The sequence below is a fragment of the Maribacter sp. LLG6340-A2 genome, from assembly GCF_045057105.1.
Classification (GTDB): domain Bacteria; phylum Bacteroidota; class Bacteroidia; order Flavobacteriales; family Flavobacteriaceae; genus Maribacter.
This window is the reverse complement of record NZ_CP159332.1, coordinates 3,263,915-3,286,646: the sequence shown is the minus strand read 5'-3', so window position 1 is coordinate 3,286,646 and position 22,732 is coordinate 3,263,915. Positions and strand designations below refer to the sequence as shown.

At 35.8% G+C, this 22,732-nt stretch carries 22 protein-coding genes and 2 tRNA genes; 6 read left to right on the top strand and 18 right to left on the bottom strand.

All coding sequences use genetic code 11. From position 1 onward, the window contains the following. Nucleotides 1-41: 41 nt before the first annotated feature. The 3 genes from ABVM52_RS13930 to tgt are packed head-to-tail and all read right to left on the bottom strand — an operon-like array spanning nt 42 to nt 3,140. The gene (locus ABVM52_RS13930) at nt 42-941 is read right to left on the bottom strand and encodes a DMT family transporter (RefSeq protein ID WP_405381511.1); all 900 of its coding nucleotides are present in this window, start codon (nt 939-941) and stop codon (nt 42-44) included. Continuing rightward, the gene (locus tag ABVM52_RS13925) at nt 928-2,010 is read right to left on the bottom strand and encodes an LptF/LptG family permease (RefSeq protein ID WP_405381509.1); all 1,083 of its coding nucleotides are present in this window, start codon (nt 2,008-2,010) and stop codon (nt 928-930) included. Before ABVM52_RS13925 ends, ABVM52_RS13930 begins: the two co-directional genes overlap by 14 nt. Then, on the bottom strand, nt 2,010-3,140 hold the full coding sequence (tgt, locus tag ABVM52_RS13920; protein ID WP_405381507.1) for a tRNA guanosine(34) transglycosylase Tgt: 1,131 nt from the start codon (nt 3,138-3,140) through the stop codon (nt 2,010-2,012). The genes ABVM52_RS13925 and tgt overlap by 1 nt, the downstream gene beginning before the upstream one ends. A 237-nt stretch (nt 3,141-3,377) precedes the next feature. Here tgt and ABVM52_RS13915 point away from each other — a divergent pair, with 237 nt between their 5' ends. Beyond that, the gene (locus tag ABVM52_RS13915; RefSeq protein ID WP_405381505.1) at nt 3,378-3,962 is read left to right on the top strand and encodes a porin family protein; all 585 of its coding nucleotides are present in this window, start codon (nt 3,378-3,380) and stop codon (nt 3,960-3,962) included. Nucleotides 3,963-4,035: 73 nt separating this feature from the next. Here the strand turns inward: ABVM52_RS13915 and ABVM52_RS13910 are convergent, their stop codons facing one another. Continuing rightward, nucleotides 4,036-5,013 carry an FKBP-type peptidyl-prolyl cis-trans isomerase gene (locus tag ABVM52_RS13910; RefSeq protein ID WP_405381503.1) on the bottom strand — a complete coding sequence of 326 codons (978 nt, stop codon included), beginning with the start codon at nt 5,011-5,013 and terminating at the stop codon, nt 4,036-4,038. Nucleotides 5,014-5,089: 76 nt separating this feature from the next. Here ABVM52_RS13910 and ABVM52_RS13905 point away from each other — a divergent pair, with 76 nt between their 5' ends. Next, nucleotides 5,090-5,518 (top strand): RNA-binding S4 domain-containing protein, encoded by a 429-nt coding sequence (locus ABVM52_RS13905; protein WP_405381501.1) that lies wholly within the window; start codon nt 5,090-5,092, stop codon nt 5,516-5,518. Between the two features lie 48 nt (nt 5,519-5,566). After that, nucleotides 5,567-6,064 carry a phosphoribosyltransferase family protein gene (locus ABVM52_RS13900; protein WP_405381499.1) on the top strand — a complete coding sequence of 166 codons (498 nt, stop codon included), beginning with the start codon at nt 5,567-5,569 and terminating at the stop codon, nt 6,062-6,064. Here ABVM52_RS13900 and ABVM52_RS13895 read toward each other — a convergent pair. Continuing rightward, the gene (locus ABVM52_RS13895) at nt 6,056-6,571 is read right to left on the bottom strand and encodes a shikimate kinase (RefSeq protein ID WP_405381497.1); all 516 of its coding nucleotides are present in this window, start codon (nt 6,569-6,571) and stop codon (nt 6,056-6,058) included. The two genes, ABVM52_RS13900 and ABVM52_RS13895, sit on opposite strands and share 9 nt — an antisense overlap. Nucleotides 6,572-6,709: 138 nt before the next feature. On the opposite strand from ABVM52_RS13895, the gene ABVM52_RS13890 reads away from it, so the two are divergent. The 3 genes from ABVM52_RS13890 (at nt 6,710) to ABVM52_RS13880 (ending at nt 7,474) form a co-directional block, all read left to right on the top strand. Beyond that, nucleotides 6,710-6,785 (top strand) — tRNA-Lys (locus tag ABVM52_RS13890). Nucleotides 6,786-6,861: 76 nt separating this feature from the next. After that, a tRNA-Lys gene (locus tag ABVM52_RS13885) sits at nt 6,862-6,934 on the top strand. Nucleotides 6,935-7,225: 291 nt separating this feature from the next. Continuing rightward, nucleotides 7,226-7,474 (top strand): hypothetical protein, encoded by a 249-nt coding sequence (locus ABVM52_RS13880; RefSeq protein ID WP_405381495.1) that lies wholly within the window; start codon nt 7,226-7,228, stop codon nt 7,472-7,474. Nucleotides 7,475-7,555: 81 nt separating this feature from the next. Here ABVM52_RS13880 and ABVM52_RS13875 read toward each other — a convergent pair whose 3' ends face one another. The 13 genes from ABVM52_RS13875 to ABVM52_RS13815 form a co-directional block, all read right to left on the bottom strand. Next, nucleotides 7,556-9,340, bottom strand: a complete 1,785-nt coding sequence (locus ABVM52_RS13875; protein WP_405381493.1) for a ribonucleoside-diphosphate reductase subunit alpha — start codon at nt 9,338-9,340, stop codon at nt 7,556-7,558. Continuing rightward, the gene (locus ABVM52_RS13870) at nt 9,341-10,615 is read right to left on the bottom strand and encodes a ribonucleotide-diphosphate reductase subunit beta (RefSeq protein WP_405381491.1); all 1,275 of its coding nucleotides are present in this window, start codon (nt 10,613-10,615) and stop codon (nt 9,341-9,343) included. A gap of 419 nt (nt 10,616-11,034) precedes the next feature. Further along, nucleotides 11,035-11,946 carry a response regulator gene (locus tag ABVM52_RS13865; RefSeq protein WP_405381489.1) on the bottom strand — a complete coding sequence of 304 codons (912 nt, stop codon included), beginning with the start codon at nt 11,944-11,946 and terminating at the stop codon, nt 11,035-11,037. A 558-nt stretch (nt 11,947-12,504) separates the two neighbouring features. Then, nucleotides 12,505-13,215, bottom strand: a complete 711-nt coding sequence (locus tag ABVM52_RS13860; protein WP_405381487.1) for a LytR/AlgR family response regulator transcription factor — start codon at nt 13,213-13,215, stop codon at nt 12,505-12,507. Further along, complete coding sequence (locus ABVM52_RS13855) at nt 13,216-13,536, bottom strand: Hpt domain-containing protein (RefSeq protein WP_405381485.1); 321 nt, start codon at nt 13,534-13,536, stop codon at nt 13,216-13,218. Next, entirely contained in the window at nt 13,533-14,597 is a 1,065-nt protein-coding gene (locus ABVM52_RS13850; protein WP_405381483.1) for an ATP-binding protein, read from the bottom strand. The genes ABVM52_RS13855 and ABVM52_RS13850 overlap by 4 nt, the downstream gene beginning before the upstream one ends. Continuing rightward, a complete protein-coding gene (locus ABVM52_RS13845) occupies nt 14,597-15,736 on the bottom strand; it encodes an FIST signal transduction protein (RefSeq protein ID WP_405381481.1) in 1,140 nt (379 codons plus the stop codon). The genes ABVM52_RS13850 and ABVM52_RS13845 overlap by 1 nt, the downstream gene beginning before the upstream one ends. A 12-nt stretch (nt 15,737-15,748) precedes the next feature. Next, entirely contained in the window at nt 15,749-18,100 is a 2,352-nt protein-coding gene (locus tag ABVM52_RS13840) for a PAS domain S-box protein (RefSeq protein WP_405381479.1), read from the bottom strand. Next, nucleotides 18,090-18,635: a heme NO-binding domain-containing protein gene (locus ABVM52_RS13835; RefSeq protein ID WP_405381477.1), complete on the bottom strand. Its 546-nt coding sequence runs from the start codon at nt 18,633-18,635 to the stop codon at nt 18,090-18,092. Before ABVM52_RS13835 ends, ABVM52_RS13840 begins: the two co-directional genes overlap by 11 nt. Before the next feature lie 86 nt (nt 18,636-18,721). Continuing rightward, on the bottom strand, nt 18,722-19,123 hold the full coding sequence (locus ABVM52_RS13830) for a response regulator (protein WP_405381475.1): 402 nt from the start codon (nt 19,121-19,123) through the stop codon (nt 18,722-18,724). Between the two features lie 126 nt (nt 19,124-19,249). Beyond that, nucleotides 19,250-20,500: an NAD(P)/FAD-dependent oxidoreductase gene (locus ABVM52_RS13825; RefSeq protein WP_405381473.1), complete on the bottom strand. Its 1,251-nt coding sequence runs from the start codon at nt 20,498-20,500 to the stop codon at nt 19,250-19,252. An 8-nt stretch (nt 20,501-20,508) separates the two neighbouring features. Further along, on the bottom strand, nt 20,509-21,699 hold the full coding sequence (locus tag ABVM52_RS13820; protein WP_405381471.1) for a glucuronyl hydrolase: 1,191 nt from the start codon (nt 21,697-21,699) through the stop codon (nt 20,509-20,511). A 19-nt stretch (nt 21,700-21,718) separates the two neighbouring features. Next, complete coding sequence (locus ABVM52_RS13815; RefSeq protein ID WP_405381469.1) at nt 21,719-22,726, bottom strand: 4-hydroxyproline epimerase; 1,008 nt, start codon at nt 22,724-22,726, stop codon at nt 21,719-21,721. Nucleotides 22,727-22,732: the final 6 nt, after the last annotated feature.

Sequence of the window (22,732 nt, the reverse complement as noted above, 5' to 3'; positions counted from 1 at the left end):
AAGTTTCATTAGTTGTCAGGCCAAAGATAAAACTTTAAAACCTAAATTTTGGGTACCCTTTTTTTAATATTTGCCCTTTGTTTTAAAATACCGTTTGCAATCACCGTTAAAAGAATAATCATGGCCCCAACATAGAACATTGGTTTCATTTCTTCCTCTGCTCCAAAGATAAACCAGGCCAATAAAATACCGTAGACCGGCTCCAAATTTGTAGTCAACATAACCGTATAAGGAGTTAGCACCTTCATTATCTTTACCGATGCTATAAAAGCATATGCTGTACAAAGTATGGCAAGAATTAACAGATAAATCCAATCTGTGCCGTTCAATTGAATTAGGGACATATTAAAATCTCCTTTTAGTAGTAAAACAAGACTTAAAAAAAGTACGCCTATTCCTAGTTCATAAAAGGAAATAACGGATGGCTTATGCGTTTGTACCAATTTACCGTTAATAAGGGAGAACACTGCGGCCAAAAATGCGGACACCAAAGCAATGACCATTCCATACACGTATTGTGTCTCTACCTTAAAAATTAAATACAGACCTACAATCACCAAAAGGCCAAAAATTATTTCATAAGAAATGATATTGCGTTTGTACCAAAACGGCTCCATCAGCGCCGTAAAAAATGCTCCTGTTGACATCATGGCCAAAGCAACGGATACCGTAGAAACTTTAATTGCCAGAAAAAAGGTTACCCAATGTAAGGCCACTACTATACCGCCTAACAATAATAAAAAGAATGTTTGCTTTGAAACTTTAATACTGAATTTAGAAAAGTAGAGATAAAGTGAAATAAATAGTGTTGCAAGGCCCATTCGTGTCCAAACCAATGGCAGGGAATCTAAGGTTATGAGCTTACCCAAGATAGCTGTAAACCCCCATATAAAGACAATAAAATGTAAATGAATAAGATTCTTTAATCTATCTTTTGGCATTTTGTAACAGATAAAAGGCCAAACACCCAAATAGTACATTAGGAATGGTTACCGCCAATATGGGAGAAAAACCAGATTGCTCGGCAAGGGTACCAAATACTTTATCAAAAAATATAAAAACAAAGGCTACCAGGATACCAAAGGCCAAATTTACTCCCATGCCCCCTCTTCTTTTTACCGATGATACGGCAACCGCTATCAAGGTTAAGATAAAAGCGGTAAGTGGTAGGGCCCATCGTTTATATTTTACCAAAACATACGTATTGATATTGGAAGCACCTTTTCTTTTTTGGTCCTTTATAAATGAATCTAGTTCAAAAAGGTTCTTGGTCTCGGCCACATAAGATACCGGAGTAAGATCACCTATATCAAAAGCAAAAATGGTATCTAACCTTCGCTTACTTTCCAAAATGGCCGTATCCCCGACAATTTTTCGTTTCTTATAGGAAGTTAATCTATAGTTAGAATCTTTTTCCACCCATCTTATATTTGCGGCAGAAATCTTAAAATCCAACTCATTGTTCTCGTCAAACCTTTCAAAAGTAAAATTATGGCCCAATTGTCTAGCAGGGTCAAAACTACTTACATAGATAAAATCCGTTTCATTGAGCTGATTAAATATGTTGCTTGTTATACGATCCTGTTTACCCTTTTTAAGGTATTTATATTTAAATTCATTAAACCCGACACTTGCATTGGGCACAATGAACATTGTCATAAAAAACATAACAATAGCAATTAAGGTTGCCCCAATAAGATAAGGTCTTAAAAATCTACTGTAAGACACCCCAGAACTTAATATAGCCACAATTTCTGTGTTATTGGCCAATTTTGAAGTAAAGAAAATAACGGACAGGAATAGAAAAATAGGAAACAATAGGTTACCTATATAAATGGTAAAATTTACATAGTACATGACAATTTCGTTTAGCGGAGCCTCATTGTCTATCATTTTGCCAATTTGCTCTGCCAAGTTCACCATTATACCAATAGGAATGAACAAGAGCAACATTAACGAGAATGTTGCAAGGTAACGTTTAAGTATGTATCTGTCTATTATTGAAAGCATTACAGCCTTTTATCCATTTGTTTAACCATCATATCTTTCCACGTCCTAAAATCACCATCTATTATATGTTTTCGTGCTTCGCGTACCAGCCACATATAAAATCCTAAGTTATGGATAGTTGCAATCTGTTTTCCAAGATATTCGTTAGCAGCGAACAAATGCCTTAAATATGCCTTTGAATACTCATGGTCAACAAACGTGGTACCCATTTCATCTATGGGAGAAAAATCATCTTCCCATTTTTTGTTTTTAATATTGATGGTACCATGTGCGGTAAACAACATACCATTTCTAGCATTTCTGGTAGGCATTACACAATCAAACATATCTATACCCAATGCAATATTCTCCAAAATATTGATCGGGGTACCTACACCCATTAAATATCTAGGCTTGTCTTCTGGTAAAATTTCGCAGACAACTTCTGTCATTCCGTACATTTCTTCTGCAGGTTCACCTACGGACAAACCTCCTATTGCATTTCCTTGTGCGCCTGCATTTGCTATATATTCAGCAGATTGCCTCCTTAAGTCTTTATAGGTTGATCCTTGTACTATGGGAAAAAAAGTTTGTTCATAATCATACTCAAAAGGTGTTTTTACCAAATGATTCATGCACCTATCTAACCACCTATGCGTCATATGCATAGAACGTTTTGCATAATTATACTCACACGGGTATGGAGTACACTCATCAAAAGCCATAATGATATCTGCACCAATGGTACGCTGTATCTCCATTACATTTTCTGGAGTGAACATATGCATGGATCCATCTATGTGAGATTTAAACTTAACCCCTTCTTCCTTTATTTTTCTGTTAGCGGATAAGGAATAAACTTGATAGCCGCCACTATCGGTCAAAATATTCCTGTCCCACCCCATAAATTTATGTAGGCCACCTGCTTTCTTTAAAATATCCGTTTTAGGCCTAAGAAAAAGGTGATAGGTATTCCCTAGGATGATATCTGGATTTATCTCGTCTCGTAATTCCCTTTGGTGCACACCTTTTACGGAGGCAACGGTACCAACAGGCATAAAAATAGGAGTTTCTATAACCCCGTGATCGGTCACCATTGTGCCGGCCCTAGCCTTAGATTGAGAATCTGTATTGTGTAATGTAAATTTCAAATTGTCTAAATATAAATGCAAATATAATGAACTGCACGTGGTAAAAACTTAATAAAAACCAAAGATGTGTACCTAAACCGCACCTAAAAAAAATTTAAGAGTAACTCAAAAAAATGAAGGTTAACCCAAATGCTTTACTAAACAATAAAGAATTCACCTCCACGTTTTCATGGTATAACGAGTAAGTGAACTTTTGGTATTGTTCTTGCTGAAGGTTTCCTATTAAAAATAACAAATATGAAAAAAACAATTTTAGTAGTTTTTATGGCTCTATCTAGTCTTTATACGATGGCGCAGGGCGAATTTGGATTAAAGGGTGGCTTAAACTATAGTGCAAACGGTGATTATTTTGAGTCTGCCGGGGACGCTGCCAGAAACCCAGATAGAAATGTGGGTTACCATTTAGGAATTTTTGGTAAGATCGGGGCATCAAAAGTTTACGTAAGACCAGAATTGGTGTATACGAAGACCAAATCTGATTATGACGGTAATGATTTTGACATGAGCAAATTGGATGTACCTGTTCTTTTAGGAATTAAGGTAGTAGGCCCATTACATGTGTTTGCCGGACCTGCTTTTCAATATATTCTTGATACGGAATTTGACGGTATTACAATTGATGATATTGAAAGTGATTTCTCTGTAGGTATGAATATAGGTGCCGGAATTAATTTTGGCAAACTAGGTATAGATCTACGTTATGAAAGAGGATTCAGTGATAATGAAGCTTCTTTTATAAACACCAATATTACCAATGTAGGACCAAGTAGAATAGATACTAGGCCCGATCAATTAATAGTGAGTTTGTCATTGGCCTTATAGAAAGCAACACGAAATAAAAAACCTCCTAAACTAAATGCTTAGGAGGTTTTTTTATGTTTATTTAAATTATAGCCTATAGATCATTATCTAAATGATCAGGAATACCATCTTTATCCGTATCTGGAAATTGTACTATTCCCTCATCATCTTTTACAATAACGCCATCTATTTTTATTTCCTCCAAGGTAGGTATACCATCATTATCATCATCAGTGTCATTATAGTTTGGCAAGAATGTAGTAAAACCTTCTAATTCGCTATCCGTGTTATCATCATTTAAGTTTCCATTTCCGTTAAGGTCCTCTTGAATGGAAGGTATACCATCACCATCAAAATCAAAATCCGGTTCGTAGGCAAATGCATCAATCTTAAAAATTAATGGACTATATTTTGGAGCAGAAGACAATCTATTCTGTGAATCATCAAAATAACCCAAGGCAGAAGGAATAAAAATAGCACCAATACCATAACCCTCATAGGTAACCGTACCATCGCCTACCTCAATGGGTCCTTCCCCGGTCTGAAAATTTTTCATACCATTACCAAATCCCCTAACTACACCAGATAAATTAAAAACCGTTGGTTGGTTAGAAGCCGCATCGAACAACGTACCATCCAATAAGGAGCCCTCATAACGTATTACTACATTATCACCAATGGTAGGTTTTCCTTCCTTGATTCCTTGTCTTACCACCAAAGTATATAATTTAACGGTCATTACCTCATCGTCATCTCTTCCAAAATCAGAAGATTGTACGGTAAAAGTTTCCGTAATTAAATTTTTACTATTAAAAATAGGAGGCTTTTCACTATTAGCTCCTGCAATGGTGTCAAATCTTATTTTATAGTCAAAACCTTCTGGTGGGGTTTCAAAATCCTCTTCATTATAGAAATGGGTCTGTAAAAACTCTATGATTTCTGCATCGTCCTCTACCACTACCTCACTAAGTAATCTTGGTGGCACAACTTCGCCAATAGAATCATCATCCTTCTTACAAGAACTTATAATTAAAAAACCGGCAATTAATAAATAGGCATATTTCAAATTCATCAAAAATCTTATTTAAGCGCGCAAGATACAATTTTCCCCTATTTTTGTTGAGAAGTTAACAAAGAATTGTAGCATCATGCGCATAGATAAATTCTTATGGAGCACCCGTTATTTTAAGACAAGGAACATTGCTTCTACGGCGTGTAAAAAAGGTCATGTTAAAATTAACGGCCAATCTGTAAAACCTAGCAGGGAGGTTTATCCTATGGATAAAGTTATTGTACGTAAAAACCAAATAGATTATAGATTTACCGTATTGGACATACCCAAAAGTAGAGTTGGCGCAAAGTTGGTAGATATATACCGTACTGACACTACACCAAAAGAAGCTTTTGAGCATAACGAGCTTTTACAATATTCCAAGGATTATTACCGTAAAAAAGGAATTGGGCGACCCACCAAAAAAGATAGACGTGAAATTGAGGAATTTCTGGACGCACCTAATTTGAACACAAGGGACGAAGAAAACAAACCCCTTAATACCACCAAAGAGGAAGAAGAATAAGCACACTTTTAAAAACTATAGTATCTTTATTACCTTTAGATGAATTGCATGGAACACACAATACTCTCCCATATACAGATCAAACATAAAATAGAGCGAATTGCCTATCAAATTTATGAAGCAAACGTTTCTGAAGAAGAAATTATTATTGCCGGTATTGAAGGCGGAGGGCTAAACTTTGCTAAAAAAATAACTACCACCCTACGCAAGATTACAGATGCAAAGATTACGCTATGCAAAGTAAAGATGGATAAAAAGAATCCATTAAAAAGCGGTGTTTCTACCTCTATTCCTGAAAAGGAATTTATTAATAAATCCGTAGTTATAGTTGATGATGTCCTAAACTCCGGAACAACTTTGATATATGGAGTTCATCATTTTCTAAAAACTCCTTTAAAACAGTTAAAAACCGCAGTTCTTGTTAATAGAAACCACAAGAAATACCCCGTAAAAGCAGATTATAAAGGTATTTCCCTATCCACATCTCTTCAAGAGCACGTGAATGTACGTTTTGAAACAAAGAACGATCGTGTTTTTCTAGACTAACGAATTGATGATTTCTTCTGCCAAGGCCTTAGGAGTACGTTGAGCGCCTTTTATTTTTTGATGGGCCATATTATAAAAGAAACTACGCTCAAACAAATGCTTACCAATGAATTCCTGTATTTCCTCATTGGCCAAATGTGCTATCATAGGTCTATGTTCCTTTTCTTTTTTTAGTCTAGTTGACAATTCATTTATATGAATGTTCAAATAAAATGAATTCTTTGTATTCTGATTCACCACTGCCATGTTATCTCCAAAACAAGGAGTACCACCCCCTAGTGAAAGCACAAAATCATCGTTGTTCAAAAAAATTTCAGAAAGATATTCCCTTTCTTTTTTTCTAAAATACAGTTCACCACGTTCACTGAATATATTTGCAACGGTCATTTTTTCCTGTTCCTCAATGTACTCGTCCAAGTCTAAAAATTTAATCTTTAATTGGTTAGCTACAATTCTACCAATAGTAGTCTTTCCACTGCCCATATACCCCAACAAAACTATTTTCATATTCTTCATTTGCGCAAAATTGGACTAAAATAAAGGGATTTCAAAAAAAAATGAATTTATCTTGAAAAGGGTTTGCATAATAAAGTAATCGACTTATATTTGCACCCGCATTGAGGGAAATAATCTTGATATGTTATTGACCTGGTAGCTCAGTTGGTAGAGCATCTCCCTTTTAAGGAGAGGGTCCTGGGTTCGAGCCCCAGCCAGGTCACCAGTAAATTTTAGCCTCTTGAACCAAAAGAGGCTTTTTTATTGTAACATGTGACCATGTTTTTGTTCTTAATTATTATGACCTGGTAGCTCAGTTGGTAGAGCATCTCCCTTTTAAGGAGAGGGTCCTGGGTTCGAGCCCCAGCCAGGTCACTTTTTCTCCTTTTAATAGCTTTATTAAAAGGTTTTTTTTGCTTTATACCCAAGTAAAAATCCAAGGCAAACGCCCCTATTTTCTAAAGTGTTATATTCCTTTTTTTACCGTACAAAAAATCAGGCTCGGCTCTTTCACCTTTTGTGAGCACGTTAATTATATCATTGAAATTTGAAAACACACACTTGTTATTTTTAAATAATCTAAATTCAAATATATGAATATCAGTTATTTAAATTGTTTCTAAAACTACTTCAAATTAAATTAGATTGAATTTAAAATGAATTGTTATGTCGATAAGATTAGGAAATAGTTGTATTAATTGTGAAAATTTATTGGAGGGAAACACGTGTAAAGTGCATGGTGTAAAGGTGGGCAATAGCTATACCTGTGACAGTTTTGACATGAAGGCCACATTAAAGGATGACACTAACTGTGTTACATGTGTACGTTATGAGTCCAGTGATTGTGCTAATCCGCAAAAGGCAGCTCCGGGCATGTCATGCAGTCATTGGGCACCGCAAAATGCAACAGCGTAAACTTTAAACTTTAAAATAAAAAAAGGTCGGCTATATAAGCCGACCTTTTTTGTGTTTTGAATACTAGGTACCTTTCTTTCATTATGCCTCACAACTTGCACATTCTTTCTTTTGTTTGAATTTCTGTGCCGCATTCATACTATGTTGATAGTATAAAGACTTTAGACCAAGTTTCCAGGCCGTTACGTGAATTTTATTGATTTCCTTTACAGGCATATCCGGATGTACAATGATATTTACGGATTGTCCTTGATCAATATGATTTTGGCGATTTGCCGCTTGGTAAATAATATCTAACTGATCAATTTCAGAATAGGTCTTAAAAACATCTTTCTCCAAATCGGACAAGAATTCCAAATGTTGAACAGAACCATCACGATCACGGATACTGTGCCAAACCTCTGTTGTATTCTTACCCTTTTCTTCCAATAACTCCATTAAGAAAGGATTCTTGATGGTTGTTTTTACTTTCGCAATATCCTTTACATATATATTGGACCAGATAGGCTCAATACCCTGGGATACCTGCCCAAGGATAAATGCAGAAGATGTTGTTGGAGCAATTGCATTCAAGGTTGCATTTCTTCTTCCGTATCCTTTAAGGACCTCTGGCTCACCAAATTTGCCTGCCAATTCTTCCGAAGCCTTGTACGAGCGCTCTTTAATAGTTTTAAAGATTTCACTATTTAAATTATACGCCTCTTGACTATTAAAAGGTAAACGTTTGGACTGTAGCAGGGAGTGCCACCCAAGTACACCTAGACCCAAAGATCGGTTATCCTTGGCAAAATTATAAGCACGTTCCATAAAAAGGAAAGTTTGCTTATCCTCTCTACTATCAGAATCGCGGTAACGCTCCAATTTTTCAATAAATTCAGTAATGACCGCATCCAAGAAATACACCATTGTCTCTACGGCATCTGTATCTTTCCATTTATCATAATGAAGAACATTAACCGAAGACAATACACATACAAACGACCAATTATCGTTAGATGGCAACATAATTTCCGTACACAGATTACTTGCGTAAATAGGTAAATCTTTGTCCTTATATACATCAGCAGCACCGTTATTGGCATTATCACTAAAGAACACATAAGGATACCCCATTTCTCCTCTACGCTGTAATACCTTTGCCCAAATGGAACGCTTTTCCACATCACCATCTACCATCTGCTGCATCCATTCATTTGTAACGGTTACCCCATGGGTAAGTTCCTGTATTGGGTTTCCTTCTGTCCCAATTTCCAAGAACTCCATAATATCCGGATGCTCTATAGGTAAATATGGTGAAAAACGACCACGACGCACAGAACCTTGGCTTACTACATCTACCATAGATTCAAATAGCTGCATGATGTGTACGGCACCAGATGCTTGTCCATTATTTTTAACTTCTGCACCACGATGTCTTATTTTTCCAAAGTAGCCAGATGTACCGCCCCCTAGTTTGGACATCATACCAACTTCTGATTGGGTATATAGAATATTACCCATATCATCTCCAATATGCGACCCAAAACAACTGATCGGCAGACCTCTTTCTTTTCCAAAATTAGACCAAACGGGAGATGCCAAAGAGAAAAAACCTTCTGACATGTAGCCGTAGAATTTATCTGAAAAACCGGGCATACCCAATAATTGTTCAGCCCTATCAGAAATTTCACGAATACGCTGTTCCGCTGATACTCCTTTGGTCAGGTAGCCAGAATTTAAGAAATTCAAACTATGATCAGTTAGCCATTCAAATCCGCCTTTTGGCTCTTTTTTGCTGTTCTTCAGAGCTTCCTTTCTTGCTTGTACAAGTTGCTCGCTCTCTGAAATTGTTCCTTTAATCTGTGGTGTAGTGTTTAATTCGTTCATTTAAAAAAGGTCGTCACTAGTTATACTTTGGGTTCTTTTACTATAATTGATGGAGCGTTTTACGAAAAAATCGCCATGTTTGGTTCCAATGATTTCATCATCGAACCATTCTGTTTCGGCCAATAATTTTTCGTCGACCTCAAATATCTTATCAATACCAATACTCTTAAGAGAATTGTTAAATCGGTTTTTTATAAATTCATTAATAACCGTTTTAGGCAAAAAGTCAAGTTCACCTTTTTCAAAAATCCAATCTACCACTTCGCTCTCTGCAGTAAATGCCTTATGGCACATATCCTGTATCATGGTATGATATTCTTCATTGAACCAAGAAGGATTTTCATCCTTTATAATTTTAATGATATCTATACCAAAATCTCCGTGAATTTGCTCTTCCTTAGAAGTTGCCTCTACTACATTGGAGATGCCTTTAAACATATTCTTATATTTATTAAAGGCCATGATAATTAGAAATTGAGAGAAAAGGGATACATGCTCAATAAATAAGGAGAACAACAACACAGACTCCGCATATTCCCTATTATCCAAACTCTTGGCATTCTTAAGCGCTGTTTCCAAATAATGAACACGCTTCATCATTACCGGTTTTTTCTTCAAGTTCTTGAACTCTGCATTTAATCCTAAAATTTCCAATAAATGGGAATAGGCATCTGCATGACGAACTTCACTTTCTGCAAATGTTGCCCCAACAGAACCAATTTCCGGTTTAGGCATTTTGTGGTAGATATCTCCCCAAAAACTTTTTACGGCAACTTCAATTTGTGAAATGGCCAACATGGTATTTTTAAGAGCACTTCTTTCCGCATCTTGTAGACCGGTCTTAAAATCTTGAATATCGCTTGTGAAATTAAATTCCGTATGGATCCAATATGAATGACGAATAGCAGGTACGTATTCATATAACTGCGGATATTCATAAGGTTTTAAATTAATACGCTTCTCAAAAATATTTAATTTTCTCTTTTGTGCCTGTTCATTTCTGTATAGGATATACGCTTTTGCCACATCAAAAAAGCCACTTTCCATTAGCCTATTTTCAACAAAATCCTGAACTTCCTCAATGGTAGGCACATAAGCCTCATCACGTGCTCTACGCTCTAAAAGTGATGCATATACACTATTGGCAATTTTTTCCGCATCTCCCGGTCCTCCATGTTCAACAGCCGTCATTGCTTTTAAAATGGCATCTGTAATTTTGTGTAATTGAAAAGTCTTTTTGGTAGAGTCGCGCTTAATAAGATGTGTAATTGTCATTGTATATAATCTAAGAATTGGTACTTAAGAGAAGTGTAAAGGTCGCAACATATTTGGCTCATTTTTCAGTAAGTGGATTTAGGTTTTCCACACTTTATTAACAAATTCTTAATATAGCAGCAAACACAATGAATTATAGATTGTTAGCCAATCAGAAAAAAAATTCTTGAAAACTCATTGAGTATTAGAAATAAATGAGGAAAATTTAAATTGATTAATACAAGAATCAATCAACGATAATATGGGTGATTTATAAGATTTATTAAAAAAGAAAAAACCTTAATCACATAAACGGATTAAGGCTTTTTCAAAAAATACAACCTAAACAACCAAACAAAATCTTTACTTCACATAATCTTTAAAATGTACCTATTTTAGGCTATGGACTATGTGGTATATCATTACTATTTTCTATTATATCAATTAAAATGTATTACTCCTTTTTGTTTATGATTTTCCATAAACGGAATATTTAAAACGGTCTGCATAATAATATGTACGGTAGAGCCAATAATTCTTTTGGCCGTCTGTTTAGTAACTCCCATATCCATACGTGCAATTCTAGCTCCGTTAACAATTTTAAAATCTGAATTTTTCACAATTTTCACCAGGTCCTTATAATCAATAAAATCTGTTGTAATCTGGGCATCTAAAAAACCTACATAACGTGTAGTTTCATCCGCTAAAAAATGTTGAACGCCTACCCTTATGGCTTCATCATTTTCAAGGTTATAACCTTTACAAACCCTAATAACCTCTGGATATTTCTCTTGTAAGCTTTCCAATATAAGTTGGGTCTGGTCTACACTACCTTGGTTTACAAAACATATATGGTATCCTAGTTTATTAAAGGGTATATTAATAAAAGACGGATTCAATAATATATCCTCCACATTCTGGCAGGGTACAATTACACCAACTTGCTCTTTATCATCTAATTGAAATTGCTTGACTGGTTCAAATGACTTGGTATTGACATTCAAAACCTGTGTTATCTTCTTTGAAATATCCTCTAACCCAAAAGGTTTTTTTATAAAATAATCTACGCCTTGTCCTAAGTTTGCATTTACGACCTGCTCATACGATTTTTCTAACATTATGATAACAGGTATTTGGGATTCATGAACAAAACGAATTTGTCTCAACACATTTAAACCGGACAAATCTGGCATATTAATATCTACCAAAACAATATCTGGATTTTCTTTTTCAAAAAAAGCTATACCCTCATTACCGTCTTTAGCTGTAATGACTTCATACCCTAATTGGGACATATGCTTTTCTATGAAAAGTAATACTTGGCAATCATTATCTATTACTAAAATCTTCATGCTAATTAGGTTTATTTGATAAGCTTTGGAACAGGCACAAATCTAATCATCAGCATAGGTTTTATTTAGTAATAAAAGGTAGTATGCAGTTTACTGTAGACGAATGGTATATTTGTTTCGGTGGTTGATTATTAAAAAGTATGTATTTCACCTATTATCAATTTGCCATATAGCACCAAGATATTTTGTATCAATTGAATTCTTTTTTTAAAGCTTAATTAAAAAATGAACCCGTATTAATATCCTCATTACACAAACCACATAAAGTGTATATTTTACGCTTAACACCAAGGTTTTAATAGGTAGAAATAACCTGCTAATTTTTTACTAGCATAATCATAATCCCATTAAAAAGAAAAGACAAACTGAAATCAAAGCAGCATACAATACTGGAATACAAAAAAGATGAAACAAAAATGTAATTGGTAAGGGAATGAGGCTTTTGATAAAACTCAATTAGAGGTCCTTATAGCTAAAATTAAAAAGTCGACTTATAGCACTAAAAAAAACTGTTCATCAATAAAATAGACAGCCCTAATAAGCTCAACAAAAGGTCTATTATAACAGATTTAACCTTCTCATTAATTCGGGCCTATTAGATCTACTAATAGGAACTACGTTTTTTGCGATCAATACACTATTATCTTCAATATCTATAATTTTCGTAAAATTAATTATATAGGACCTATGTATTTGCAAGAATAATTTTTCCGGAAGTTTTTCCTTGATTTTCTTTAAGGTAGTATGTACCCTATACTCTTCCTTTACCGTCTTTACATCAATATAATCTCCCTTTGCTTCTATCACCAATATTTCATTAAGTTTAAGTTTTATTAAACGTCTATCAATATTAATGTAAAGATCCTCTCCTTCCACAGCATCCTTTTTAGATGAAGTTTTTGATTTGGATGGTTGAGTAGCTATACCTTCTATTTTTTTTATACACTTTTCAAATCTTTCTGCAGTTATTGGTTTAACCAAATAATCTACAATACATTCATATTCATATGCCTCTATGGCGAAATTAGTATCTGATGTGGTTAGAACAATATTTGGTGGATCTTTTAAAGTCTGTACAAAATCAACACCACTAAAACCGGGCATATGAATGTCCAAAAAGATAACATCTATAGTCTGCTGATTTAAAAACTTGATTGCCGAAATAGCATTATCAAACTCCTCAATAACATCCAAACCAGCTGTTTTTGAGCATAATTGTCTTACAACCGCCCTTGCTGTTGCCTCATCATCTATAATTATACAATTCATTTAAATAGTTTTTATATATGATTCTATAGTTTCTAGCACCGCCTTAAATTTTAACTGGCTGCCAGTTCTACCGTCCAATAGTTCTTTTTCATAATCCACAGCTAATAGATAAGCATTTTCCATACCTAAAATATTGAATTTATGTTTAAGCTTATGCACCATTTCTGCTGTTTCCTTTAATCTATTATGAGCTATATGCTCAAAATATTCTTTTTTTTCTATAGGAAACTCATCCTTAATAATGGAAATGAACTGATTTCTAAAAACAACATCATCACCTGCAAGTTCATCCACATACTTTAAATTTGGCTCATCCATCATACATTCTTTTTTAGCGTGACATAAAAAGTAGTTCCTTCATTTTCTTTAGAAGCGAGCCAAACGTCTCCTTCATAAAGAACAACAATTTTCTTAACAATAGCAAGTCCTATACCTGTAGCATTATTATCCACTTCTAACTTTTTGAACATTTGAAAAAGTCCTTCTTTGTGTTGTTTGGCTATACCTTTACCATTGTCCGTTACACTAAATTTCCAGTATTCCTCATCTGGCACATACCCAACGGATATGATGCCTTTTTCAACTTGTTCCGTTGCCGTGACCGCATTGGTAAACAAATTCATGAACAGCTGTTCAAGAATATCTTTCACAAATAACATATCCGGTAGACTATCTGGATATTTAAAAACAATATTCTCTGGAACGTAAATTGTCTTTTCTATTTCCTTTAAAACTTCGGCAAGATTAAAAGAGACCTTCAATTCTTCTGTTTGTCCTAAAGCTGCATGATCAAGTATACCGGTAATCAACTTATCCATTTTAGAAAGGTTTTGAGAAATTAATGCACAGTTTTCCTTACTGGATGGTGAAAATTTATCCTTTTCATCCTCCATGATCCAACTCATTAAAGCGTTGATATTACGTATAGGCGATTTTAAGTCATGCGAAACCATTTGGGCATAATTGTTCAATGACTGATTTTGCTCTTCCAGACTAACAAGCAATTTATCTTTTTCCACCGTCATTTCAGACACCTTAGAAGCAAGGTTACTGATATTTTCAGCTAAATATGCGGCATTAAACTCTTCTAAGTTTTCTTGAACGAAAATATGCTCTTCATTTAAATTTTCCCTTAAACTACTTACTGCTTCAGTTAAGGAGTTTAAAATTTTCTTTTGTTGATCCGCTTCTTCCTTTAAGCTCTGGTTTGCCTCATACAATTCATTGGAACTAATGGTAGACGCCCTATGCATCATGGACAATTTTTCATCATAATTTTCATATGATCTATCAACTGCATTTAGAAAATTTAGAATTTCCTTATTTCCCTGCAATTCATCAGAAAGATGTTTTCGTAACTGTCTTTTTAATAATGAATGCATTATTCGCTAAATAAAGTTAAAGTCATGGTCTGGTTATGCAGTTTGCATTGGTCTTGGCCTTTAAAAGGCGCCATTTCACCATATGAATAAAAGCCGGTTATATAAGTATCCTCTCCAATGACCGACTTTACTTCTTCTATTTCCTCTTCTGTTCTTTGGTCCATCACTAACTTTCGTCCAATACAACTGACCAAAAGAGCTATATTCGGACTCTTCTTTCTCCCATTCATAGCCTGTTCCGCAGCGCAAAATGCTCCATTTACTATATCATCAACCGAGGACATCATTAATTGAACCTTGGAACCCGTGGGTACATCTCCGGCAAGTATCATGGCATTCTCTTCATTATCAATATTTAGAATAGTACGTACCAAAGGCTCAGACGCATCATTGGCACGTACACTAAGGGGGTACAACAAAGCAGATTTGGGTAATTCTTTTGCTTTCTCCCCAAGGTAATTTTTATAAAGGTCCAACGCAGGTTTACCATCAAGTTCGTATAATTTATTTCCTTGTGATTTTGTAATTAACCTCTCTGGCCCAAAAGGGGTCCAACCTCCAAAATTAGCGCTTGTTATTTCAAGTGAACTTCCATAAAAACCTATGGCAACAATTTCACCCTCCTTGGGGCTCTCATTATAGGAAACCAAAGTTCTTTCAAAGCGATCATCATCACCACATAGCCCACCGGACAACCCAATATAACTATGCTTATTTTTTTCCAACCCTTGAATTAAAGCGCTTCCGTTCACCGTACTACCTTCTGAAATGACAAATAAGTGCTTTATTTGTTCTTGGGGAAATTTAGCCATTAAATGCTCTCCCAGCTTTTCATCATTATTATCATGTTCATCTACATTACTTCGGTGAACCAGAATGGAGCTTTTCTCAAATTCTATTGCCGTTAGGACAATGGTACCATCTAAAACGGTTTCGTCTATAATTTCACCGGAAGTAGACCCAAAAACTACGTGAGCATCATTAAAAAGGGCCTTTACCTCTTCATAAATATGCTCATCCTCTAACATAAACCTATTGCCAAAAACTAACACCAAGGGATTTTTTAAGTGCTTTCCATTGAGCCCGTCGTTAAAAACAAACGGTTCACTGAACTTTTTAATAGCTTGAATGATTTTCATAGACCCCCCCTGCTAATTTATGTTCTTTTTGATGGTGAAATGAAATTGAGTACCCTCACCTACAACACTATCTATCCATACTTTTCCCTGATAACGGTCTACAATTTTCTTAACAATGGAAAGTCCTATTCCTGTAGAACGCTCATTGTTTCCTATTGATTGGAATATGTCAAAAATCTTTTTATGATACTCCTTGGGTATGCCTACTCCGTTATCATTTACCGTAAAATGCCAAAAATCTTTCTCTTCCTTAAAAAGCACTTCTACCAAACCTTGGTCTCTTTCTATATGAATCACGGCATTACCAATAATATTTTGAAATACTTGATGCATTTTGGTATTATCTGCCACTATGGTAGGTAAGTGTACCGGCACCTTTAGCTGTACATGATCCGGTATATAAATGATCTCTGCAATGTCTGCTATAACAGTATTTAAATCAACATTAGAATTGTCTAGCTCAGAACTATTGGCCGTTGAATACTCCAATATACCATGGATCAATTTATCCATAGACCCAACCTTCTCTTGCATGAGTTCTAGATTCTGCTTTCCACCTTCATCCAGTATATCTTTATAATCCTCATAGAGCCAGGTTGCCAATGCACTTATACTGCGTAAAGGTGACTTAAGATCATGTGAAACTATATGTGCATATTCCTGAAGCCCTTGGTTACTGTTTTCCAGTTCGCGCAATAGCTTCTCCTTTTGCAGTTCCAAATGTTTTTGCTCGGTAATATCCAAATGAATACCAATAGAACCTATAACATTTCCCGTATCGCTAAACCTGGGAGCACCACTTATAAGCCAATGTTTGATCGTATGGTTTTTATTAAACACCTCAAGTTCATAAGAATCCACTTTACCTTTTAGCCTACTGGCATTTTTCTTGGCAATGATGTTCTTTTCCTTAAATTGTATAACCTTAGACGCTACATTGCCAATCAATTCATCCTCACTATAGCCACTCATTTTGCAAAAACTTTGGTTAACCATTTGGATGACATCATCATTGTCTACCTCTACCAAACCTAGATTCATATTCGCAATGATACTACTATATTTTTCTCGCTGAATTTCAAGGTTTTTTCTATAGTTCTTACTGATCGTTACATCATTATAGGCCCATAGATGACCTTTGTATGCACCATCGTTATTAATGGGAATGAAATCCCTTTCCAAAATACGCCCGTCGTTCATTTCCAGTTCATCGGCCAATACGGTTTCTTTTTTTGCAAGAATATCGGTTATACGCTGTATAAATTGGTCTGGTTTTTTAAATTGATGCTTATTAAGTTCTTCATATGATTCGCAATCTTTGCCTATTAGTTCGGCAGGGGTGGCACTGATATTGAAAATATTACAGAACATTTGGTTGGTCAACGCTATTTTACCATCCTCATCCTCTAATAATACACCAATCTGCAAATTGGAGATCAGGGCAGACAGTCTACTTTCAGAAGCCTTAAGTTTTCTTTCTGCTTCCAACTCTTTTGAGATATCCTCAACAATAGCCACTTGGTAATCAGATTCAATATCATGATCAGATATTGAGGTCATTGTCGTCTTGGCTGTTATCTTTGAACCATCTTTCTTTACAAATTTTAAGATAGAGGTTACTTTATTTTGTCCCTTAGCAATATTGCGCTTCCCTTCTATCTCATCATTGGGTTCTGAAATGGAATTTAAGTTAACATTTCTTAAATCTTTTTCTTGGTAACCTAACATGTCCACAAACGCATTGTTTGCCTTTATAATGCTATCATCTTTAGCCAGAATGATACCTAAAGGGGAATTTTCAACAATAATATCTAATTGTTTCTTTTGTTCTGAAAGCAATTTCTTTACTTCCATTTCTTGGGTAATATCCCTTAATATTCCTTGTGCCGCAATAGGTTTACGGTCTTTGTTGTAAATTAAACTAGCATTGATTTGCACCCATTTTATAGTTTCATCGTCCAAAATAATCTTGGCCCTGTAATTAGTTAGGGTACCCACCTCCATTAAGGAACGCATAGATTCTAGGGTATAATCCAAAAAATCTGGGTGAATAAATTTAGAAAGATGAACTTTGTTGGCGGTATGGTCAAAACCTAAGAATTCCTTGGCAGACCTGTTCATGTTTATCACATTATAATCTAGGTCCATGACCACATAAGGGTCTATTATATTGATAAAGACTCCGTCCAGTTCAGAAGTCTTTTCACTAAGTAAATTTTCTAATTTTGCGTTGCTTTCACGTAAATGACGAGTAACATCATATAACTCCTTAGACTTATCCTCTAATATCTTTTCTGCCTGTTTTCTAGCTTTTTTTTGCCTTTCAAGCGCTTTTTTAAGAAGAGAAACCTCATTATTGTCCATTTTGTACAATATCAAATTTTACTTCCGTACCATCTTCCTTTAATAGTTCATAAGTAATCTTGGCCTTGCCATTAAAGTGTTCAAATGATTTTTCAATTAAACCTTCTGCCAATCTGTACAACCCTCTTGTAGAGGCATAGATCATAGATAGGGAATTATCCGTTTTCTCAAGTATTTTGAAAGAAGGCAGTTCCGCTTCGGGGTATAATTTTTTAACGTGAACGTGAATATGGTCCTCAATGGAATATAGTAGTGCTATGGGGGACCTATAACTTTGTATAACCTCTGGATGGGCCTTACTTAAGCTTGTGAACAAATAAAGTCCAAAAGCGTAAATTAAATCACCCGCAGGTAAATTTACTTCTTCACTCAAATTCGTAATCAAAGCTACCATCTCATTAAATTCATAGGTAGCAACGGAAGTGTAAATGCCTTCTGAGGGCAAATCTGACTTTTCTATTATCCTGTCTACGGTCTCAAGACCAAATTGGGTCTCAACCAGTTCTAAAAATTCTGTGAATATAATTCCTTTCATTTGAGAATATAAACTATTATGACAGTATCAAACGTAGGAAATTTAATACATATAAATTAAGAAATGTTGTAAAAACAGCTTTTTTATTATCCTTTAACCAGTTGGTTAACACTCCAATACTCTAAAACCGCATTTAATTTGGATTGATAATCCTCATATTTCAAGGGCTTAATAACATAGCCGGCAATACCTGCTTGATAACATTTTAATAAGTCTGCCCTATTTTCTGATGTAGTTAGTATGATGGTTGGTAAATAACATAGAACCTCATCATTCTTTAGGATATTCAAGAACTCTATACCATTCATTCTTGGCATGTTCAAATCCAATAAAATAATATCCGGTAATTTTTTACCAGATTTCAAATACTCCAAGGCCTCTTCCCCGTTTTTGGATTCTATTATAGAATGCTTTAAATTAAGTTTAGAAACGGTACGTTTCAACTTCATTACTTCGATTAAATCATCCTCAATTAATAAAATATCCATAGTCTACGTATTTGAAGTATCAAAATTCAACTAAATCCCTCTCTTACAGAGGCCTCTGTAGGTGAATGTGCGTTTACTGTCGGTGAACGGTATTTACATATCGACAAATATTTTACCGCTTATCCGTTAAAAGTTTCTATCTGGTGAAAAGGCCTCTATGGCCATAGTTGTTTTTCTTTGTTCAATAAGTTCAGAAACCAGTTTTCCTGTTGCCGGACCCAAGCTCCATCCCATCATGGCATGTCCTGTAGCAAGGGTTAAATTTTTGATATGCCGTGATTTACCTATGAAAGGCAAACCATCTGGCGATACCGGTCTAAGACCCGTTTTGACCTTTGCTATTTCTTCGTCCTTAATTTTAAGTTCTGGATAATAAGATTCCGCTCCTTTGACCAACGCATTTACCCGTTCTTTTCTAATAATGGAATTATTACCCGAAAATTCCATTGTACCCGCAAATCTTGTAAACCCGTTCATTGGGGTTACCGCCATTTTAGATTCCATCAATATGGCAGGTATGGTTATGCCCGTTTCACATTTTACATTAAAACTGTACCCCTTACCCCCTTGTATGGGCAACTTTAAATTTAACTTTCTGGAAATTTCCCCGCTCCATGCCCCGGCGGCTAAAATGACTTCATCAGCTTTATGAACAGATTTATTTGTGGTTACGGTTGAAATACGGTCGTTTTTTACTTCTAGATCCGTCACCTCTTCATTAAAACAAATGGTAACACCTTTCCTTTTGAGGTAATCAATTAGTTTGGGCATAATCTCATTAGGGGTGGTATGCCCATCACATTCATAATGTATGGCCCCTTCGGCATGTATACGCACATCTGGCTGTAATTTTTCTAATTGTAATTTATCCAAAAAAGAAACTTCTAGACCTAAGGCGCTTGCCCTATCTGCCACCACCTTTTCATGGATATAACTTTTATGCGTACGGTACATCATTAATAAGCCTTTGCGCTCTAATTGAAAATCTCCCAAATCCCCAGAGTTTTTAATGTCCTGGAACAAAGCGCTACTTATAAGATTAATTTCCTTTATAAGCGGTATAGCCTTTTCAACTTTATGCTTAGTGGAAGACCTATGAAAATACCAAGACCACTTTAAGAAATCTACATCTAGCCGGGGTTTCATATAAAAAGGACTGGCAGAATTGAACATCATTTTTATTCCTTGGGCAATCATTCCCGGTGCCGCCAATGGAATAATATGGCTAGGAGTAATATATCCTGCATTGACAAAAGAAGCCCCATTGGTACCATTTCCTTTATCAATAATTGTGATATGATGCCCTTCTTTACTTAAATAGTAAGCCGAACATAAGCCTATAATGCCCCCACCAATAATTAAAATGTTTTTAGCCATACCGTGTATTACTTAATCATATCACGCTGACGCAATAAAGCTTCAAGAAAATAATAATCTGCATAATTCAACGGTACATCTATTTCAGAATTTTCAGGTATATGGCCCGTAGAATGTTTTAATATAAAACCTTCATTAGTTCCAATTTCTGCTAAATAAGGCGCTTTACTCAATGATTCTAAAATGGTGTTGGCCATTTCTAGATACCCCTTTTCCAAATCTTCTTCTACATAAGTACTCAATTCAAAAAGTGCCGATGAGGTTATGGCAGCTGCGGAGGCGTCTCGCGGTGTTTCGTTGGTTACCGGGGCATCATAATCCCAATACGGAATTTTATCTTTGGGGAGATTAGGGTGATTCATGATAAATGAAGCGATATTCTTTGCCTGATTTAAGTACTTCTCTTCTTTAGTTTCCCTATACATAACAATAAAACCATACAATCCCCATGCCTGACCTCTGGCCCAAGCAGATTCATCTTTGTACCCTTGTGCCGTATTGCGTTTTAAAACCTCACCTGTTTCGGTATCATAATCCAGCACATGAAAAGAACTGAAATCGTCCCTAAAATGTTTGGCCATGGTGGTATCCGCATGCATGATGGCTACATCATAAAAAGTGGAATCACCTGATATTTTTGTCGCTTCAAACAGCATTTCCAAGTTCATCATATTATCAATAATGACCGGACATTGCCATCTACTATTGGAATTCCATGATTGAATGACTCCGGCTTTGGGCTTAAACCTAGATATTAAAGATTTAGCAGCCTGAACCATCACCTCTTCATAAGCCTTTTTATCCATGTATTTTAAGGCATTGCCGTAGCTATCCCCAATCATAAAACCCAAATCATGGGTACCTTCATAGTACTGAATGGTATCCAATAAATGAGTATAGGTCTCTGCCCTATCTTTCCAAACCTCTTCCTTGGTAAGCCCATACAGGTTCCACATAGACCCGGGATGAAATCCACTTGTCCAATCATAAACCCCTACGGTGTGTAATTTTCCGTCAACAACAGTTCTGGGCATTGGCCGATCGCTATCCTTATGGGCAAGGGCATTTTGGTATAAATGCTCATATTGGGCTGCCGCCTTTTCTATAATCGACATAGATTGTTCCTCTACAACCGACTTTTCTTTACAGCCACTGAACACGATTGCTATTAAAATGGCATATAAGTTTATTTTTTTCATTGATTGATTGTTTAAATGTTTATATCACTTGAAACCCAAAGGCATATGGGTCGTCATCGTCTATGGTTATCGTATTTTGCCCGTATATTTTGGCCCACCCTTTAATACTAGGCACAATTGCCGGTTTACCATCAAGAACGGTTTCTTCCTCTATTCTACCAATAAATTGGGAGCCGATAAAACTTTCATGTATAAAATCTTCCTGAATCTTTAATTTTCCTTTTGCATACCACTGAGCCATTCGCGCAGATGTTCCCGTACCGCACGGTGAACGGTCAATGGCCTTGTCCCCATAGAATACCGCATTTCTAGCGGTTGCACTATCTGCAATGGTATTCCCCGTCCATAAAATGTGACTTACATCCTTAATGGTAGCATCTTCAGGATGAACAAAGGCATTTTTATATTTAGCATTTATTTTCTCCCTAATCTCCTGACTAAATTGAATAAGTTTACTGGCAGAAAAATCCTGGATACCCGAAAAATTTTCCTGAGGATCAACTATGGCGTAAAAATTTCCACCGTAAGAGACATCAAAATGCAAGGGCCCCAAATCAGAGCAATCAACAGTTAGGTCAGTAGCTGCCAAGTAAGATTTTACATTGGTAAGTTTTACCCAATCTACTTTGTTGCCCGTTTGCCCATAGGCCACTTTTACCAAGCCGGCCGGGGTTTCCATACGCACTTCTCCCTTAATTTTAGGGGTGATCAAACCTTCCTCTATACCAATAGTAATAGCCCCAATGGTACCATGACCGCACATGGGCAAACACCCACTGGTCTCAATAAATAGAATTCCAAAATCGTTCAAAGGATTTTGAGGAGGGTAAAAAATACTGCCACTCATCATATCATGGCCCCTAGGCTCAAACATTAGTCCTTTTCTGATCCAATCAAATTCTTTTATGAAATGTTGGCGTTTTTCGCTCATGGTAGCCCCATTTAGCGCTGGACCTCCCTGCTTAATGACCCGTACCGGATTACCACAGGTGTGTGCATCTATACAAACAAAAGTGCTGCTTGCCATATAGGT

Coding starts and splice junctions, on each gene's coding strand:
- ABVM52_RS13930 (WP_405381511.1), bottom strand. CDS start 941: ATGCCAAAAGATAGATTAAAGAATCTTATTCATTTACATTTTATTGTC.
- ABVM52_RS13925 (WP_405381509.1), bottom strand. CDS start 2,010: ATGCTTTCAATAATAGACAGATACATACTTAAACGTTACCTTGCAACA.
- ABVM52_RS13915 (WP_405381505.1), top strand. CDS start 3,378: ATGAAAAAAACAATTTTAGTAGTTTTTATGGCTCTATCTAGTCTTTAT.
- ABVM52_RS13910 (WP_405381503.1), bottom strand. CDS start 5,013: ATGAATTTGAAATATGCCTATTTATTAATTGCCGGTTTTTTAATTATA.
- ABVM52_RS13905 (WP_405381501.1), top strand. CDS start 5,090: ATGCGCATAGATAAATTCTTATGGAGCACCCGTTATTTTAAGACAAGG.
- ABVM52_RS13900 (WP_405381499.1), top strand. CDS start 5,567: ATGGAACACACAATACTCTCCCATATACAGATCAAACATAAAATAGAG.
- ABVM52_RS13895 (WP_405381497.1), bottom strand. CDS start 6,571: ATGAAAATAGTTTTGTTGGGGTATATGGGCAGTGGAAAGACTACTATT.
- ABVM52_RS13880 (WP_405381495.1), top strand. CDS start 7,226: ATGTCGATAAGATTAGGAAATAGTTGTATTAATTGTGAAAATTTATTG.
- ABVM52_RS13875 (WP_405381493.1), bottom strand. CDS start 9,340: ATGAACGAATTAAACACTACACCACAGATTAAAGGAACAATTTCAGAG.
- ABVM52_RS13870 (WP_405381491.1), bottom strand. CDS start 10,615: ATGACAATTACACATCTTATTAAGCGCGACTCTACCAAAAAGACTTTT.
- ABVM52_RS13865 (WP_405381489.1), bottom strand. CDS start 11,946: ATGAAGATTTTAGTAATAGATAATGATTGCCAAGTATTACTTTTCATA.
- ABVM52_RS13860 (WP_405381487.1), bottom strand. CDS start 13,215: ATGAATTGTATAATTATAGATGATGAGGCAACAGCAAGGGCGGTTGTA.
- ABVM52_RS13855 (WP_405381485.1), bottom strand. CDS start 13,536: ATGATGGATGAGCCAAATTTAAAGTATGTGGATGAACTTGCAGGTGAT.
- ABVM52_RS13850 (WP_405381483.1), bottom strand. CDS start 14,597: ATGCATTCATTATTAAAAAGACAGTTACGAAAACATCTTTCTGATGAA.
- ABVM52_RS13845 (WP_405381481.1), bottom strand. CDS start 15,736: ATGAAAATCATTCAAGCTATTAAAAAGTTCAGTGAACCGTTTGTTTTT.
- ABVM52_RS13840 (WP_405381479.1), bottom strand. CDS start 18,100: ATGGACAATAATGAGGTTTCTCTTCTTAAAAAAGCGCTTGAAAGGCAA.
- ABVM52_RS13835 (WP_405381477.1), bottom strand. CDS start 18,635: ATGAAAGGAATTATATTCACAGAATTTTTAGAACTGGTTGAGACCCAA.
- ABVM52_RS13830 (WP_405381475.1), bottom strand. CDS start 19,123: ATGGATATTTTATTAATTGAGGATGATTTAATCGAAGTAATGAAGTTG.
- ABVM52_RS13825 (WP_405381473.1), bottom strand. CDS start 20,500: ATGGCTAAAAACATTTTAATTATTGGTGGGGGCATTATAGGCTTATGT.
- ABVM52_RS13820 (WP_405381471.1), bottom strand. CDS start 21,699: ATGAAAAAAATAAACTTATATGCCATTTTAATAGCAATCGTGTTCAGT.
- ABVM52_RS13815 (WP_405381469.1), bottom strand. CDS start 22,726: ATGGCAAGCAGCACTTTTGTTTGTATAGATGCACACACCTGTGGTAAT.